Here is a 14,891-nt window from a genome sequence, read left to right on the forward strand (position 1 = left end):
GGACGCTGCGCGCAAACAGTATACATCCGGCAGGCTTGGGGTTAGGCCGCTCGCGGTTTATCAATCATGATAAATTCTCGGCCCACGCGAACAAACGTGGCGGTTCTTAGAGCAGTAGCCGATCGCTTCTCGGTCACCGAGACCGGCTGCGTTCTTGGGGCTTGGGCTCGCGCCCTGGACGAGGGATGGGGGGCGTGGCTGGGTCACGGCCGCGGACGACATCCTGCCTGACGATCGGGGAGGCGTCCTTGACCATTGCCGGGCGGATGTTCCGTCCCGCCGCGATATGCGCATCGAGCTGCGTGCGGGCGACGGTCATCACACGCGCAACCGCCTCGGGGTTGTCGAACAACGTCCGTCGGATCACCGCTTCCATCACGCGCATCTGACTATCGGCCGCACGATCATTCGGCGTGGTGCCACGATCGCCGCGCCGGGCATCCGACCGTTCCAAACCATTGCCATCGCTCCGCCGACTCATTCCGGATGACCCGCGGACAGCATCGAGATCACGGACTGCTGCCATGGGCGCAATCGTATTACGGCTCGTCTCTCCGCGGAGCCGGTCGAGCTCCTGGAGATCGCGATCATTGGGCTTGTAGCCACGTACCTCCAGCCCCTTCTGACTGGCCTCGATCCAGATCGATCGCCGAAATTCTTCCGATCCCGTGACGTGAATCCGATCCCAATTGCGGTGTTGGGCAATCGCCACCAGATCCTTGACGACCTCCTGGCTCTCCGTCGCCGTGACCAGACGCCGGCCCTGATCGCGAAATGCCGGATCCTTCGCTTGTGCCGTCGTGAAAAAGGCGGGTTCGCCCGACCATTTCGCCTTGTCCGCATAATAGCGCTTCCGCACGCTGTCGGGCACATCGCCCGCCTCGAGGGAATGCACCTTGGGCGCGTTTTGCGGCGTACCAACAGCGCTAGCATGATCAGGCGCTTCAGTGGGACCGTCTTTCAGTCCCCTAGGCGAGGACTTTTCAGGCGCAGCCGGCCCAGGCGCCTGCGCCTTGCGCCGTTCGGCGTCATCGATGCCAACGCTGTTGGTAATCGTCCGCGCCGCGCCCGATTGCTTGCGATCATTCTCTGCCATGGTCATGCCTCTCGGTCACAAATGCTGGAGATTGGGCGCCGGCACCCACCGGCTCGAGAACGGCCCGGGCCGTCATCGCCGTGACAAATGCAATAGCGGCCTGTTCGTCGCCGGGCGGTGGTAGATCCACCATGTTGCCGAGCACCAACATGTCATCCGTGATTTCGGCAAAGCCTGACAGTTCGTCATCGGTCAACGCGCGCGAGCTGGGTTGTGCCTGCTCCGCTACCGCAATCGCTGGACGGTCGTTCAACAGAACAGCCCGCTTCGCGCTCAGGGCCAGCGCTAACGGATCACTGCTGATCGCCTCGCCGGCCAATTTGGCGGCGGACGATACGGCATTGATCGCGATCGGACGGGACGCGACCTTGGGCGGGTCACTGATCCGGCTCGTGAAGCGCTTCGAGCGGAAATACTCGATCTTGCGGCCCCTGACGGGGGGAATGCCGCCGCGCATCAACAGAAGGTCGCCTTTGGGCATCTGCATCAGTTCCTGAGGCATCATCAGCGCGCGGCGCTGGTCTGATTCCGATATGCTGCGGTTGGCGAGCAGGCCATGAATTGTCCGGCTTTTCGATTTGACGTTCATCGTGAAAAAGCCGAGCCGCTCGGACAGTTCGTTGGCGACCTTCAGCTCCTTGGGTGTGAATACGATCTCGAGACCGCAGTTGGCGATGATCTCGTCTGTGACGTCCACGCCATAGATACCGCGCGGCTGGGATCGGCTCTGGATGACTGGCAACAGGCGAAGCCCGTAGCCTGCAACATAGGAAAAAGCCGACGCGATGACCGGTGCCTTGCCGAGGCGGGCGAACTCATCGAGCAAAATGAGCACCGGCACGCGGCCACCATTTTCAGGCAGTTCCCGCGTATTCAGGTCGATCAGCTGCTGGAGGAAGAGGTTATAGACGGGCGCGATCCGGTCTATATTGTCGGGCGACACGCCAAGATAGATCGATATCCGCTCGCGGCGGATCTGGCGCAGATCGAAATCGGTCTCCGACGTCGCGGCATCCACATAGGGATTGAGCCAGAGATTGAGCTTCGAGGTGATCGTCTGCTTGATGCCTGAAAAGGTGTTGTCGGACGCGGAGGTGAAGTCGCTTAGCGCCGAGACACAGGCCTGGCTCAGCCGTTGGCCGCGGCGCTGGGCCTCTTCGACGACCTTCGGCAGTTCGATTTTCGGATCGCCCGTCGTCAGTCGCCGATAGATTTCGCCGATCGTGAAGGGGAGGGCGGGATTGGCCGCGACAAGGGCGCCGACGCCGACAAAGGCGGCGCGCGCCGCTTCCGCCCAGAACGGATCGGCCTTTTCCGGGGCCGGAAACAACATGCCGCCGATCTTCTGGAGTTCATTGATCACATCGGTGTCGTCGAGCCGGTCGATGAAGCTCAAGGGATTGTAGCGGGCGCTTCGCCCTTCGGGATCGAGCGGATCGAACAGATAGACGGCTTGGCCATGCCGTGCGCGAAAACCAGCGGTGATGTCCCAGTTCTCGCGCTTCACGTCGAGCACCACCACCGAGTCTGGCCAACTCAGGAGATTGGGGATCACCACGCCGACGCCCTTGCCGGCGCGCGTCGGTGCCTCGAGCAAGACATGTTCGGTGCCGCCGAAAACGAGATAACGGCCGCCTTTCTGCCCGACGATGATCCCACTGTTGCTGCGCAGATGTTCGCGCCGGATCTCGCTTTCACGCGCGAACCGCGCCTCGCCATGGAGCGTGCGCCCCCGCTTCAGGATGATAAGCAGGATGACGAAAGCGATGGCGCCGGCAACCAACGCACCGCGCTCCAGCCACAGATGCAGAAGCGGATCGCCGCGGTAATACCAGAGCCATGCGGGTATCGCCGAGATCTGCATGTGCGGGCCGATCTGGTTGAGGCCGACCAGTGCGACCAGCACCGCGCACAAGGCACATGCCAAAAAGGTTGCCGCGAGCATCCCCGCGACGATCGCGACCTTAGTGAGCGGTCGCGCGTCCGACAGGCGGGTCAAAATACACCTCCTCGACTTCGAATTTTCCGGCGCGCTTGCGGGTCTGGACGACGACGTCGACGAGCATGTGCAACAGCCCACGGATATCGTCGCGGGCCAGATCGCGTCCGCCCTCGGACTCCTTCACCAGCAGGGTAAGCTGCTCGAACGCACCCATGGCCGAGCCGGCATGGACGGTCGTAATCGAACCAGGATGGCCCGAGTTCACATTGCGCAGATAGAAAAAGGCCGTCCCGTCGCGCAGCTCCTGCAGGAGGATGCGATCGGGCCGCATGCGCAGCGCACTTTCGAGCAGCTGCTTGGGGCCGACCTTCGCCAGGCCCTGTCGCTCGCTCGAATAGACCATATGCACGACATTGCGATGCTCGACGACGAGCTCGCGCGTATCCTCGATCGTGAGCAGCCGCTCGTCGGGCGGGATCAGCTGGATCAGCGCCTTGGCGAAGGTGGTTTTGCCGGAGCCGGTCGCGCCGCTCACCAGGATGTTCTTGCGGGCCGCGACGGCGGTCCTGAAGAAAGCCGGCCAGTCGCCGGCGTCGCGCTGCGCGACCAATTGGGCATCGACCTCGCCGAGGCCGCGGGCGGCCGAGCGTGTCGCGGTGAACAAACCTGTCTGGGCGAGTTGATCGATCGCGAGATTGACGCGCGAGGGCTTACGCACCGTGAAGGATGGTGCGCCAGTCGGCGTCACCGACGGAATGACGATCTGGCAGCGCTCCCCGCCCGGCAAAATAGTCGAGCAAATCGGGGTCTCGGCATTGACGTCCTGTCGCGTAAAACTTGCGGCCGCGACGGCCAGCGTCGCCAGCCAGTCGCTGTCGAGTTCGGCGACGCTATGCCAATGCCAACCGCGATGATCCTCGATACCGACTTCGCCGGGCTTGTTGATCACCAGTTCGGTGACCTCGACCGGTTCCAGCAGCGGCAGGATCGGCGCGAGATAATGGCGCAGGACGGCGGTATCGCTCATCCTCAGCGCCGCAACTCGAGATTGTAGACGTCGGCGAAGTTGAAGTCCTTGGCCACGAAGATCCCGACCTCCTCACCCTGGTTCTTCTTCAGCACCGGTCGGATGTTGATGCTGTTCTGGAGCGCGATGCTCGCCCCCTCGCTTGGGGTCCGGGTCGTGTTATTGAAGTTATTGCTGCCACCGGAGACGGATTGCCCCGCGATATAGGCGGCGTCATCGACAAGCGAGAGCAGCAACGCGCTGCCGAAGCGCGCCCAGAAGAAGGTGTCCACGGACCCGGCGATGCCGGCGCGGCCAAGGGCGTCCGACCCCGGCGAAGCCAGGTCGATGCGCACGCCCTGCGGCGTGACGGCGCGCGTCCACAACACGAACAGGCGGTTCTGCCCTTGCTGGATGCCGCCATGATATTCGCCGAGGACTTTGGTGCCCTTCTCCATCAGCACGACGCGGCCATTCTCCGAATAGACATCGCGCGGTATCAGGCACGAGGTGTAGCCTGGCTGCGCCGAATTCATCGCTGTCTGGAGGATGCAAGGTATCAGCGTGCCGGCAGTGACGAGATAGTTGCGGTTGGGCAGCATCGAGGCCCGTGCCTCGCCGACAGCCGAACTCTGTCGAAGCGCGTCGAGCGCGTTGGGTGCGCCTCGAGCGGTCGTATCGCTTGTACCGTCGGCGGCGCCGTCCGGACTGGTGGAAGTGCCACCTGGGCCACTTCCACCCGGCGACGGCTGTAGCGCATCGCGCCCTCCATAGGCGATCAATGTCGATCGCCGTGCCTGATCGGCCAGGTTCTGGCGCGTATTCTGCGGTGCGCCCGCCGGCGCTGCACCCGGTTGCATGGCAGGAACGATCTGTCCGTCAGGGCCAACGCCCTGCGCGCCAGGTGGAGGATTGATGACCGGCGCGTTGGGATCGGCGGTGATCGCGCCGAGCGGCTTGGGTTTCGCCGCGACGGCATCATACGCGATGGTCTCGCGCGCTGCCAGATCGGGACGTTTGGCCATCGACTCCGGTTTGCCCATCAGGCTGCCGGCATTATTAGCGCTTGGCCCCGAGTTGACCCACAAGATGCCGAGGACCATCGCCGTTCCCGCGAAAATCAGTGCGGTATTCCGCTTTGCCGGTGTCATCCCACCGATCGGATCGATGCCGCGCTCGCGGATGATTTCGTCTCGTTCAGGTGTTGGATCGCCCTGCGGGCGACGAGGGGCCTCGGCCGCAGTCTCGTCCATCGCGCTCACTCCTTCGGGTCTTGTATGGTGCGTTCGACATGCGGCGACGCTGTGTTGGTGCCGTGATCGACGCCGTAGGGTGTCGGCGCGAGATTATAGATGCACAGCACCTCCCGGTTCCGGCGCAGGCGCAGTTGAGCCGCCACGGCGTGGACGACGACGAACTCGTCCCGGACATCGAATGGGACCAAAGTCTCCGAACCGTCCGGGCGAACGAGATAAATCGCCGGGATTTCGTGGTTGCCGGGAAAGCGCAGGACCGTGAACTGGCCGTTGTCGGAGATCTCCGACGGCTGAAGATCGCTCGCACCCTGGACCTTGTAGTTCAGATTGCGTGGTCCATCGATGACGCCGTGGTCAAGGGCTCCCCGAACGGCGCTCGCCTGCAATGCGGCGACGCGCTGTGCTTCTTGCGTCGCGCGCATGCGGGCGGCACGATCAGCATCATCGCGCGGGTAGCGAAACCGAACCTGGAAGAATGTATCGCGGCTACCGCTGCCGATCGGTCCCCGGCGTGCTGTCAGTTCGAAGGCATAGTTGCGCAGCTCACCCCCGCGATTGGTCGTGACGATGAGGTTGGTCGGTCCCGCCCGCTCACGGGGCTTCAGGAACAGAATGTGACCGGCAACCGCCACTTCCCAGGAGACGGTGTCGCCGAGCGCGACATGTTCGATCGTCTCGTCGGCGCCGAGCACCACCTGGGTCGCCGTCCGGAATGTGCCGACGATCCGGTAGACCTGGGTCTCCTGATATTCGACGAACTTCACGCGTGGATCCGCCGGCCCACCGCGCGGAGTGTCCTCCGCGATCGCTGGTGTCGCGATAATGGCGAGAAGGCTCGCTAGCGGAAGGAGGCGGTTCATCGAACCACCTCGGGGTCCGCGCGGTAATTCTCGACCTGGAACCCCAATGGGTTGCGATAGCGGTCGCCCTCCGCCATCGGCGCGTTCGTGTACCGGAAGGTGACCGTCGCGATCCAGTCGCTGCTTTGCGTATCGGTGTCGGTCTGCACTGTTCGCGTGAAGCGGACGTTGGCGACACGATCGTTGATGAACGCAATATTCCGCACGCGGGCCTGGACGACCGCACCCTTGCCCCACACGACCTGTGGACTCGCGGCGTTGTTCGAGCTGAAAAACCGGCCCCAGCGTTGCTGCTCGCCTGGTTCGGACAGGATAGTGACAGCCCGGAAATTCTCTTCGGCCGCCGCCGGCAACCAGCTCTCCCGGGTTCGAACATATTGCGCGAGGAAAAATTTCGTGACTGCCTCGTCGTAGCGCATCGGCTTCTGGGTGACGGTGGTTTGCACGTCGACCGCGCCCGTCGTTTGGTTGACCCGAATGATGTACGGCATGACCGTTTTCAACGGGGCAAGGCCCGCGAGTGCGAAGCCCTCCGCGGTCGCGGCAAGCAGGTCCAGGCCGGCCACGACCCAAGCGATGCGTTCGGACCGTAACGATTTGCGCTGACGGTCCTGATCCCAGGATCGGGCATGGCCGAAATAGAGTTCGGCGTCCTTGGTCGGCACGCCTTTGGTCTGCTTCCGCATGATCAGCAACTTCCATAGGTGCTGGGAGCCGCTCGCGCCGATGTCTTCTCGGACAGGGGAACGGGCGGGGGCGGTGTGCCGCGATCAGCGGGTTGCTTGATCTGCGGCACGGGTGGTGGGGCAGGGGGCGCCACCACGGCGGGGATCGGCGAGCCCGGCAGAACGCTCCCGTAGATGTTCACGTCGCGCAGGTGCTTGCCATTGCAGACGGGCAGCTTCTTCGGCCCGGAGGCACCTTGGGCGAGCGCTGGGAGAAGGGCGATGACGACGGCCGATCGTCGGAGCGCACGGATTGTCGTGGATGGCCTCGTCATTGGGTGTTCCTTCCTCATGCGCGGCTCACCGCACCGCCGCGCTGAGCGGCCCGTTCGAGATTGCGACTGTTGCGAGCGATGCGGCGTTGCTGGAACGGTGCCGCCATGGACCCCCACGCAGAGCCGGCGAAAGCGCCGATGCCGGCGGACGCGCCCCCGGCAATGCCGGTCGCGATAGAGGGGGCCTGAAAGAAGAAAATCGTTCCCAAGAAAATATAAACGGCGAACAGCACCGCACCCAAGGCGGCGTCTCCAACACCTTCGGATGCGGTAATCGCGGTAGCACCAAGGTCAGTGATCAAGGCCGTGATCGCGATGATCACTGCCATCAGCACAATGAAGTTGAAGGCCTGCCCGAGCCAGCCGTGGAATAGCCTTTGAGTGGTCTCGAAGAGCGAAAGGGCGATGAAGATCGGTCCGAGCGCGATGATGATGGCCAGCGCCACCTTCGCGAAAACGGTGATGGAAAAGCCGATCGCCGCAGATAGTCCGGCAAGCGCTTTAAGACCCAGGCTCAAGACGTACAAAACGAGCTTGTATGGGTTGATATCGCTGTAGGTTGCCGCCTCGGTCTCGATCCTCGCGATAATAACGTCACACTGGCTGAAATAGTCGTCGAACACGTTGCCAACACTTGTGACGGTGTGCCCCGCCAACGCCTGCGAGATCGCATCAGGCATGCCGTGAAACAGGGGATTAGTTACCCACTCCGTGTATGCGACCGTTGTGGCCGCAACGTAGAGCAAACACAGTTTCACCATTCGGTAGACAAGCTCGCCCCAAGGCTCGCTGACGATGCCGCGCATCACCATGTAGCCGAACAGCGCGATATAGATGACCAAACCAAGCGCGAGTGGGCCGCGCATAACCTCGATGACATTGTTCAAGCGCTCGTTGAGGAACATGTCGAGCTTGCCGTCGATGTTGGTGTAGAGAGTGGTGAAGAGCCCGTCGGCCATCTCATCTTTCCATCACGGTCAATGGGCCGGCGACAGCGAGCGCAGCTTTTGATCAAGCGTCTTCACACTCTCTGCGTTTGAGCATTCCTGTGCGTCGCGATGCGTGCCATCGGCGCACGCCTTCAGGACTTCCGCGAGCTCTTGGGGGTGGGCTTTGAGGTAATCCTTTCCGCGCGCGGGGGGTTGGCACGCGACCAGAAATGCCGGGACCAAAAGCGCGAATGTCTTGAAGATGGTTGCCTTCATTGATGGAGGCTCCCAAGCTTTCTTGCTAAGATTTGCTCGCTCTCCTGCTGCGATCGAATCCGCTGCTCCGCTTGCTGCCTCATTGTGAGAGCCTGAAGTTGCACTGCGTCGTTCTGGATATGAGCATTTTCCACGCCGACACGGGCTTGGATATCCATCACGTCCTTCGCGTCTGACGCGGTGTCGAGCGACGAGCGCAGTTCCTCGAGACCCGTCGTCCGCTGGGCGGTGACGCCATACGCTGCCTCGGCAATGGCCGCGTCGCGCGCCGCCATGTCACCATTTCGGGAGATGGAATCGCGGTTCGAGCGCTCGAAAGCCGTCGCATCCGGGCGCAGCTCGGGAAGCTCGACACGGTTGCTTCTACGGATCCGATCTGCGGCGGTCCCAAGGCTACCGAGGCCTGTGGTGTCGGATGACATGAGGCGCTGAATATCCCGTGCTTCGCTCGGCAAGAGGTGGCGAACAGCATCGGTGTTCAGGGACGAGGCAATCTGATTGACGTTCGTCAGCTTGTTGACGCTGTTGTAGAGCTCGGTTGCCTGCGAAATCTGCTGTTTGCCCTGCTCGATCATCGACAGCGTGTTCTTCACCGTCGAGAGCGTCTGCAGGAAGGTACTGGAGTCATAGACCGGAATGCCTTGCGCGAACGCCGGCATGGACATTGCCAGTCCGCCGACAATCGCGAGCGCTCGAATTGCTATCATGACCTTATCCTTTCCTTCTGGTGGTGACCCGACGGCGCTCGTGAAAGACGGGCAGCCAGTCGCTGGGATCGTCGCCATGTTCGCGGCGAACCTGATCGAGGATTCCAACGGTTTCGGTGGTGCCCGAGAGGACGGCCAGTTCGTCGGACAGGCCGCCGAGATCGAGTTCCACGACTATGGAATCGTGCCCCTGCTTGACCAGAAACCGCCGGCTTTTGGGGATCAGATCGTTTCTGATGAGTTTGAACTCGGCGCGGGTGAGGCCAAGCCCATCGATATAGTCGACCTCCCGGCCGTGGGGGTTGGGCAAGAGGATCTTGGTGGCGACCTGCTCCATGATGCTATGCGAGATGTCCGAGCGCAGCGCGTCGGCCGGGCTTTGCGTGCCGAAGACCAGAAAGGCATTTTGCTTCCGGTAGGTCTTGAGGCCATCCTGCGCGAAGGCGCGGAACGCGTCGTCGCCCAGCGCCTTCCAGAACTCGTCGATGTCGATTACGAGGCGACGGCCATCGAGCAGCGCATCGACCCGGTGGAACATGTACATCATCAGCGGGGTGCGGATCTCGGGATTGTCGAGGAAATCCGTCATGTCGAAACCGATGAACCGGGCTTCGAGCGTCAACTCATCGCGGTCATTATCGAACACCCAGCCAAGCGCTCCGCCGCGCGACCATTTCTCAAGCCGCGCGCCGATACCTTCCGGATCGCGCTGCCCGAGCAACTGTCGCAGCGCGAGGATGGACCGCTCCTCCGGGGGAAGGCGTCCGATCGAGAGGATGCCCTCGTCAATCATCCGCTCCTGCGTGACGCCGAGCTGGGTGCCCGAGGGGGTCACCAGATGCCGGATCAGCCTGCCGAGGAAGACGATGTTGCCCGGGTTCTGCTCGAGCGCGCGGAGCGGCGCGAAGCCGGTCGGCACGCCGTTGCGCAGCGCCAGATACGTACCACCGGATGACCGCACATAGATCTCGGCGCCTCGGTCCTTGTCGATGAAGATCTGCTGCGCGCCCGTTTTCTCGAGTTGCGCCATCAGAAAATTCTGGACGACAGTCTTGCCGCCTCCCGACGGACCGATGATCAGCGTGTGGCCAAGATCGTTCACATGAAAATTGAAGTAGAAGGGCGACTGAGCCGCGGTCTTCATCAACGCGATGGCAGCACCCCAATGGTTGCCCTCCGCCTTGCCGGCAGGAAAGGTGTGAAAGGGGGAGAGTGCGGCGAAATTGCGTGACGTGATCGCCGCCGGCCGCGCACGCCACGCAAAGTTGCCCGGCAGCTGCGACCAGAAAGCGGCTTCCAGCGCCGGGCCTTCCCGCGCCGAGACCAGACCGGCATCGGCGAGCGCGGCCCGTGCCGTCGAAAGATTCTCGGCCAGGCGTTTCTGATTTTCACCGAAGACCGCGAGCGAGAAATGATGCTCGCCCAGGACAAAGCGATTGCTCTGCAGATCGTCGGCCGCGTCGGCCAGCTCAAGCGCCTGGCTTGCAGCGGCATCCTCGGTCGATGCCATCTGGTTCTGACGCCGCCGCAAGCGCTCGGAGGCCCGCGCCTTGCCCATGAACGCAAAGGACTGCGTGACGACGAACGCGAAATCCTGGCTGAGGAGCGCGTTCATCTGGCCGGGTCGCGTCATGGCCGGATATTCGCGGATACCGAACAGGCCGACGAAGCGGCTCGTATCATGCGCGCGCACCTCGACCGTCTCGCGGCCGAAGATAACGCGTTCCCCATAGATGGCGGAACCAAGATGGCCGCGGACCAGCGGCACCCTGCCGGCGCGGCCCATCATCACCAACTCGAGAACCTCGAGCGGTTGGGAAAACATCAGGCCATTATGCTCGTAGAGGTGCAGACGTTGGGGTCGGCAGCGTGCGAGGAGCTTCTCGATATCGCGCGCCTTGTCCTCGAAGCGTGCGAGCTCGTCTTCGTCGACTTCGGTCCCTTCCTTGCGCGCCGACGCCAGACGGCGAAGCAGCACGCCGGTGCGGTCGGCCGATCCCACGGACGGGCGCATGATCAGGGTGAGGTACAGTTCGTTGACGAACATCCGTTTGGCAGTGACCCGTGCACGATATTTTGCATCGAGATCGGCCGCAAAGGCCGAGCGGAACTCGCCTTCGGGATAGTCCGTGATCGGCCGGCGAACGATATGGGTCCAGATCGCGAGGCGGTCGTCGGCAATATTGCGCAGCGTACCGTTGAGCTTCTCATGCCAGTCGTTGAGATGGACAGGGTCGGCGGTTTCGAACGCCATTCCTTCGAGCTTGAACATCATCATGAGGTCCCGCCCGTCGAGCGCAATGACGTTCTCGTCGATATGGCGCGCATAGGGCAGGTAACGCGCCGGATCGGCCTCTTGTTTGAGGATCCGCCAGGGCGTGCGGGCTGTCGCTCCGCTCAATGAGCTGGCCCGGCTAGCCACGCGCGAAGCCCGGGCGCTTCGCGCCCTCGATCGGCAGGGGGGAGTAAGAGCTGCCGCCCCACCAGCCGCGGTTGCGGCAGCGCGCCTTGGTCGTGGTCCACAGCCACAACAGGCGAAAGGCGTTGGCGTCGTGCCGGACAATCAGTCGAGCAATGGCCAGAAACGCACCGGCCAATGCGAAAGCGTAGAGCGGGTTGCCGGTGATGATGAGGGTCAGGCACGCTGCCAGCGCGATCGGCAGTGACGCCTCGATCGGAACGCCCAACCACATCGTTGGTCGGGTCACGGCCAGGAAGAGCGTTTCTTCCCTGAGCTTTTCGTCGTCCATCGCGGCGCACTCACGCGCCGCCGGTGATGGTATCGACGATCCACTGCGCGCTGAACACGATGAAGATGCCGACGATGACCGTCACGAGCAGACCGAGGCTTGCACGGCCCGTGAAGAACATGAAGCCGACGATGACGACCGCGATCACCGCGATCGTCTTGGCAAATGTCCCGGTCAGCCAGGTCTTGATATTCTCGGCCATCGACGTGACGCCGTCGGCGGCCTGGGCATGCGCGGGGTCGCTCAGCAGCATCGAAACCAGCATCGCGGCGACGATGAGCGCCAGCGTCTGGACGAAAGCGCGGCGACGTGGCGGCAGCCAGGTGGATAAGGTCGAAGCGGAAATTGTCATTCGGTCGGTCCTTCTCTCGATGGCGGTGTCCCGTCGCCAAACACCATCGTCGAGGCGGTTTGGGCGCGCGCGGTGATGTCCCAGGACCGCGGTGCTCTCGCCGGCCCCTGCGCAATGCGAGGCTCCTGGATTGGCGTCTCGGATGCGGGTCTAGGAGGGGGTGGAGGGACCGAGCCTGCGCCAGTTGGCGCTAATCCCCTGATCGCGGGAATGATGACCGCAGAGCTCGCATAGACTCTCGCCACATAACCGTTGCCAAAGCCACGGGCCTGGCTTCCGGTATTGTACATCGAAAGAGCAACGGCGATCGCGCGATCGGACGAACCCTGGGTGCGCGCCGCGTCAAGAAAATTGCTCGACAGAACCCGCGCTGCGGCGGCGAGATTGCGACAGGGATCGAATGTGTCCTCGACCGAAAGGCCCAGCCATCGAAGATTGGCGCTGTTGATCTGCCCGAGGCCGAGGTCAATATTATATCCCTTTGCGATCAACGATCGGGCGATTCGGGCGGCCGCCGCAGGCGTCGCGGGTATTTCGGGTCGGACGCCGCGGGCGTTTACGCCGATGGCCAATGTGTCGAACTTGCTTTCGGCATGCACGACGGAAAGCAGTGTTTCCGGTGCGACCGAAGGCGCGCACTGCTGCGCGAGGGCGACGACGCTGGCCAGTTGCAGGATCATTGTGAACCCATTCCGGCTGGATCCGGGACCGGCGTCAGGCGCTCGATATTGGCCAGCGAATAGGTTTGTTGCCGACCATCTGCAAACGTCATCACGACACGGCGGCGGGTGGCTGAGTCGCGGTCGTAAACCCTGGTCCTCGCGACACCGCCACCGCTACAGCCGGGAAAAGAGCCGCCGGTCGCCAGCTTTTGCAAAAGCTTGGTCACCGGGGGGATGCACGCGCCATATTGCGTCGCACCGCCCGGATTTGAGATGCAGAGCAGAACCTGGCAACCAAGATCATTGGCTCGCGCCGGAACCGTATGGGCGGACATCACCACGAACGGCACAGCAAGGGCAATGCGCAGGCGCTGCATCTGATTTCTCCGCTTTTCAGCGCCGCTGCATTAAAAATGCGCCGACCACTCTCCGTTGAAAATCACCTCTCTTTTGAACCCGCCCCGGCATTTTCGAGCAATCCCCCCACAAGGGGGGGAGCGCGCTGGAATCAGCTTTTCCTCGATGCTGGACGTAACCGGCGCTGACCTTCCAGGAACTCCTCAAGCGCTGCCGCTTGATCTGGACGGAGGGCATCGATCGCGCCGAGATGGTCGAGGCGCTCATCCCCAAGCAGAATAGAGGGGCATCGCCCTTCGTAATTCCCAAGATTGGGTCTGTGCTGCTGATAGCCGATCAGTGCGGCCAGGCTGGGTGCGAACGTGCGCGCCACTTCAGGCGGATACACCAGCCATTGATTTTCGTACGGCTTCAGCCACCCCAGGCAGTAGCTTACGATCATGCCGCGACGCACATCGCATGACTGGTTGCCGCCAGCGCCGTGAAGCGTCGAACCGAGAAAGACAATCGCAGATCCCGGGCTGCATTCCACGGCAACCGGCTTCTCGGGAGGCTCCGGATTCAGCGCATTTACGGCGTGACTGTTCGGCCAGATCAGGGTCGTCCCATTGTCAGCCCGATAGTCGGTGAACGGCCACATCACGTTGATCAGATATTCGATTTCTCCGGTCTGGCCGCCCCACATATCCTGATCCCGGTGTGGAAATTGCGGCAGGGCACCCGGGTGCAGTTCAAGTGCCTGGGCGAGATTGAGCTGGATCGTGTCACACCACGTGCCGAGCACGGCCTGTGCCATCTCAATGATCTGCGGGTGCTGGATGAATGCCGGCGCATGTCGGGATCGTTTGAGCAGACTCCCGAACCGCTTGGTGCGGGCACCATAAAATCCGCCTTCACAGAACGGCGTTGCATCAAAGTGAGGCGCAAGATCTGCCGCCAGCAGGGCGACGTCGCTCACTGGCATCAGGTTCGGCACGACGCAAAAACCCTCCGCCAACAATGTCTCGCAGAGCGAACGATGCGGCTCAGACCCGAGCGTCGCGGATGCTATTTTCGTTGCCATATCATGATCTCCCAATTCTCAGGCGGCAGCGCGGTCGAGATCCATCAGCTGGATCGGCGTGAAGATGCCGGATTGGCGCAGCAGGCCCGGTGTGGCCGGCGAAATCTCTATCCGCATCGCAGACAGGCCGCAGCCGGCGCTGCTCGGCATACCGAGCGGGAGACATTGCCAACCAAATGCGAGGATCTGCTGAAACCATGCCCACTCAGCAACGCCGGTATATGTCGTGATGCCATTGCAAAGGGCATGTTCGACCAGAGCGGACACAAGACGATTGCGGGTCGCAAGTCGCTCGCGAGCCTTGAGCCTTCGCGCCAAACAAAAGCGCGTAATCTCGCGGACCCTCGGTCCTGCTGGCGGAATATCGTCGCACAGGTAGGGGAAAATTGTGTCGAGGATGTGCGGTCGGTCCGTCCGAAGCAGGCGGGCAGATCCGCAATGCTCGCCTGTCCCGTCGGTCACGACAATATAGGTCGCTTCGTCGTCATCGAACTGGTCGATCTCATATCGACCGGCGAGAACCGGAATGTCCCAGCCAAGCAGATCAACAAAGACCCGCTTGCGCTCCTCAAACATCGAGCGAAACACGCGGTCGCTCAATGCCTGCTCAATACCATTACGAACAACAACCATAA

General features: G+C 62.4%; 16 protein-coding genes. All 16 read right to left on the reverse strand.

What is annotated here, in order from left to right; all coding sequences use genetic code 11:
- Nucleotides 1–133: 133 nt before the first annotated feature.
- The 16 genes from IWY39_RS23380 to IWY39_RS23455 all read right to left on the reverse strand — a co-directional run bounded on the left by IWY39_RS23380 (nt 134) and on the right by IWY39_RS23455 (nt 14,889).
- Nucleotides 134–1,096 carry an LPD7 domain-containing protein gene (locus tag IWY39_RS23380; RefSeq protein ID WP_021243506.1) on the reverse strand — a complete coding sequence of 321 codons (963 nt, stop codon included), beginning with the start codon at nt 1,094–1,096 and terminating at the stop codon, nt 134–136.
- The gene (locus IWY39_RS23385; RefSeq protein WP_040602500.1) at nt 1,083–3,041 is read right to left on the reverse strand and encodes a type IV secretory system conjugative DNA transfer family protein; all 1,959 of its coding nucleotides are present in this window, start codon (nt 3,039–3,041) and stop codon (nt 1,083–1,085) included. Before IWY39_RS23385 ends, IWY39_RS23380 begins: the two co-directional genes overlap by 14 nt.
- 19 nt (nt 3,042–3,060) lie before the next feature.
- The gene (virB11, locus tag IWY39_RS23390; protein WP_021243508.1) at nt 3,061–4,065 is read right to left on the reverse strand and encodes a P-type DNA transfer ATPase VirB11; all 1,005 of its coding nucleotides are present in this window, start codon (nt 4,063–4,065) and stop codon (nt 3,061–3,063) included.
- A 2-nt stretch (nt 4,066–4,067) separates the two neighbouring features.
- The gene (virB10, locus tag IWY39_RS23395; protein ID WP_021243509.1) at nt 4,068–5,297 is read right to left on the reverse strand and encodes a type IV secretion system protein VirB10; all 1,230 of its coding nucleotides are present in this window, start codon (nt 5,295–5,297) and stop codon (nt 4,068–4,070) included.
- 5 nt (nt 5,298–5,302) lie between these two features.
- On the reverse strand, nt 5,303–6,160 hold the full coding sequence (virB9, locus tag IWY39_RS23400) for a P-type conjugative transfer protein VirB9 (RefSeq protein WP_021243510.1): 858 nt from the start codon (nt 6,158–6,160) through the stop codon (nt 5,303–5,305).
- A complete protein-coding gene (locus IWY39_RS23405; RefSeq protein ID WP_196871741.1) occupies nt 6,157–6,846 on the reverse strand; it encodes a virB8 family protein in 690 nt (229 codons plus the stop codon). Before IWY39_RS23405 ends, virB9 begins: the two co-directional genes overlap by 4 nt.
- A 328-nt stretch (nt 6,847–7,174) precedes the next feature.
- Complete coding sequence (locus tag IWY39_RS23410) at nt 7,175–8,119, reverse strand: type IV secretion system protein (protein ID WP_021243512.1); 945 nt, start codon at nt 8,117–8,119, stop codon at nt 7,175–7,177.
- Nucleotides 8,120–8,137: 18 nt separating this feature from the next.
- Nucleotides 8,138–8,365: an EexN family lipoprotein gene (locus tag IWY39_RS23415; protein ID WP_021243513.1), complete on the reverse strand. Its 228-nt coding sequence runs from the start codon at nt 8,363–8,365 to the stop codon at nt 8,138–8,140.
- Nucleotides 8,362–9,072, reverse strand: a complete 711-nt coding sequence (locus tag IWY39_RS23420; RefSeq protein ID WP_021243514.1) for a type IV secretion system protein — start codon at nt 9,070–9,072, stop codon at nt 8,362–8,364. The genes IWY39_RS23415 and IWY39_RS23420 overlap by 4 nt, the downstream gene beginning before the upstream one ends.
- 4 nt (nt 9,073–9,076) lie before the next feature.
- Nucleotides 9,077–11,494, reverse strand: coding sequence for a VirB4 family type IV secretion/conjugal transfer ATPase (locus IWY39_RS23425; protein WP_196871742.1), 2,418 nt, complete (start codon nt 11,492–11,494; stop codon nt 9,077–9,079).
- The gene (locus IWY39_RS23430) at nt 11,487–11,822 is read right to left on the reverse strand and encodes a type IV secretion system protein VirB3 (RefSeq protein WP_021243532.1); all 336 of its coding nucleotides are present in this window, start codon (nt 11,820–11,822) and stop codon (nt 11,487–11,489) included. Before IWY39_RS23430 ends, IWY39_RS23425 begins: the two co-directional genes overlap by 8 nt.
- A 10-nt stretch (nt 11,823–11,832) precedes the next feature.
- Nucleotides 11,833–12,174 (reverse strand): TrbC/VirB2 family protein, encoded by a 342-nt coding sequence (locus IWY39_RS23435; RefSeq protein WP_021243531.1) that lies wholly within the window; start codon nt 12,172–12,174, stop codon nt 11,833–11,835.
- Nucleotides 12,171–12,854 (reverse strand): lytic transglycosylase domain-containing protein, encoded by a 684-nt coding sequence (locus IWY39_RS23440; RefSeq protein WP_021243530.1) that lies wholly within the window; start codon nt 12,852–12,854, stop codon nt 12,171–12,173. Before IWY39_RS23440 ends, IWY39_RS23435 begins: the two co-directional genes overlap by 4 nt.
- Nucleotides 12,851–13,213: a hypothetical protein gene (locus tag IWY39_RS23445; RefSeq protein WP_021243529.1), complete on the reverse strand. Its 363-nt coding sequence runs from the start codon at nt 13,211–13,213 to the stop codon at nt 12,851–12,853. The genes IWY39_RS23440 and IWY39_RS23445 overlap by 4 nt, the downstream gene beginning before the upstream one ends.
- 131 nt (nt 13,214–13,344) lie before the next feature.
- Nucleotides 13,345–14,256 carry a phytanoyl-CoA dioxygenase family protein gene (locus IWY39_RS23450; RefSeq protein ID WP_021243528.1) on the reverse strand — a complete coding sequence of 304 codons (912 nt, stop codon included), beginning with the start codon at nt 14,254–14,256 and terminating at the stop codon, nt 13,345–13,347.
- Between the two features lie 18 nt (nt 14,257–14,274).
- On the reverse strand, nt 14,275–14,889 hold the full coding sequence (locus IWY39_RS23455; protein ID WP_031290506.1) for an acyl-homoserine-lactone synthase: 615 nt from the start codon (nt 14,887–14,889) through the stop codon (nt 14,275–14,277).
- Between the last annotated feature and the right edge of the window lie 2 nt (nt 14,890–14,891).

Origin of the sequence: Sphingobium sp. JAI105, assembly GCF_015752145.1 — a bacterium.
Classification (GTDB): domain Bacteria; phylum Pseudomonadota; class Alphaproteobacteria; order Sphingomonadales; family Sphingomonadaceae; genus Sphingobium; species Sphingobium xenophagum.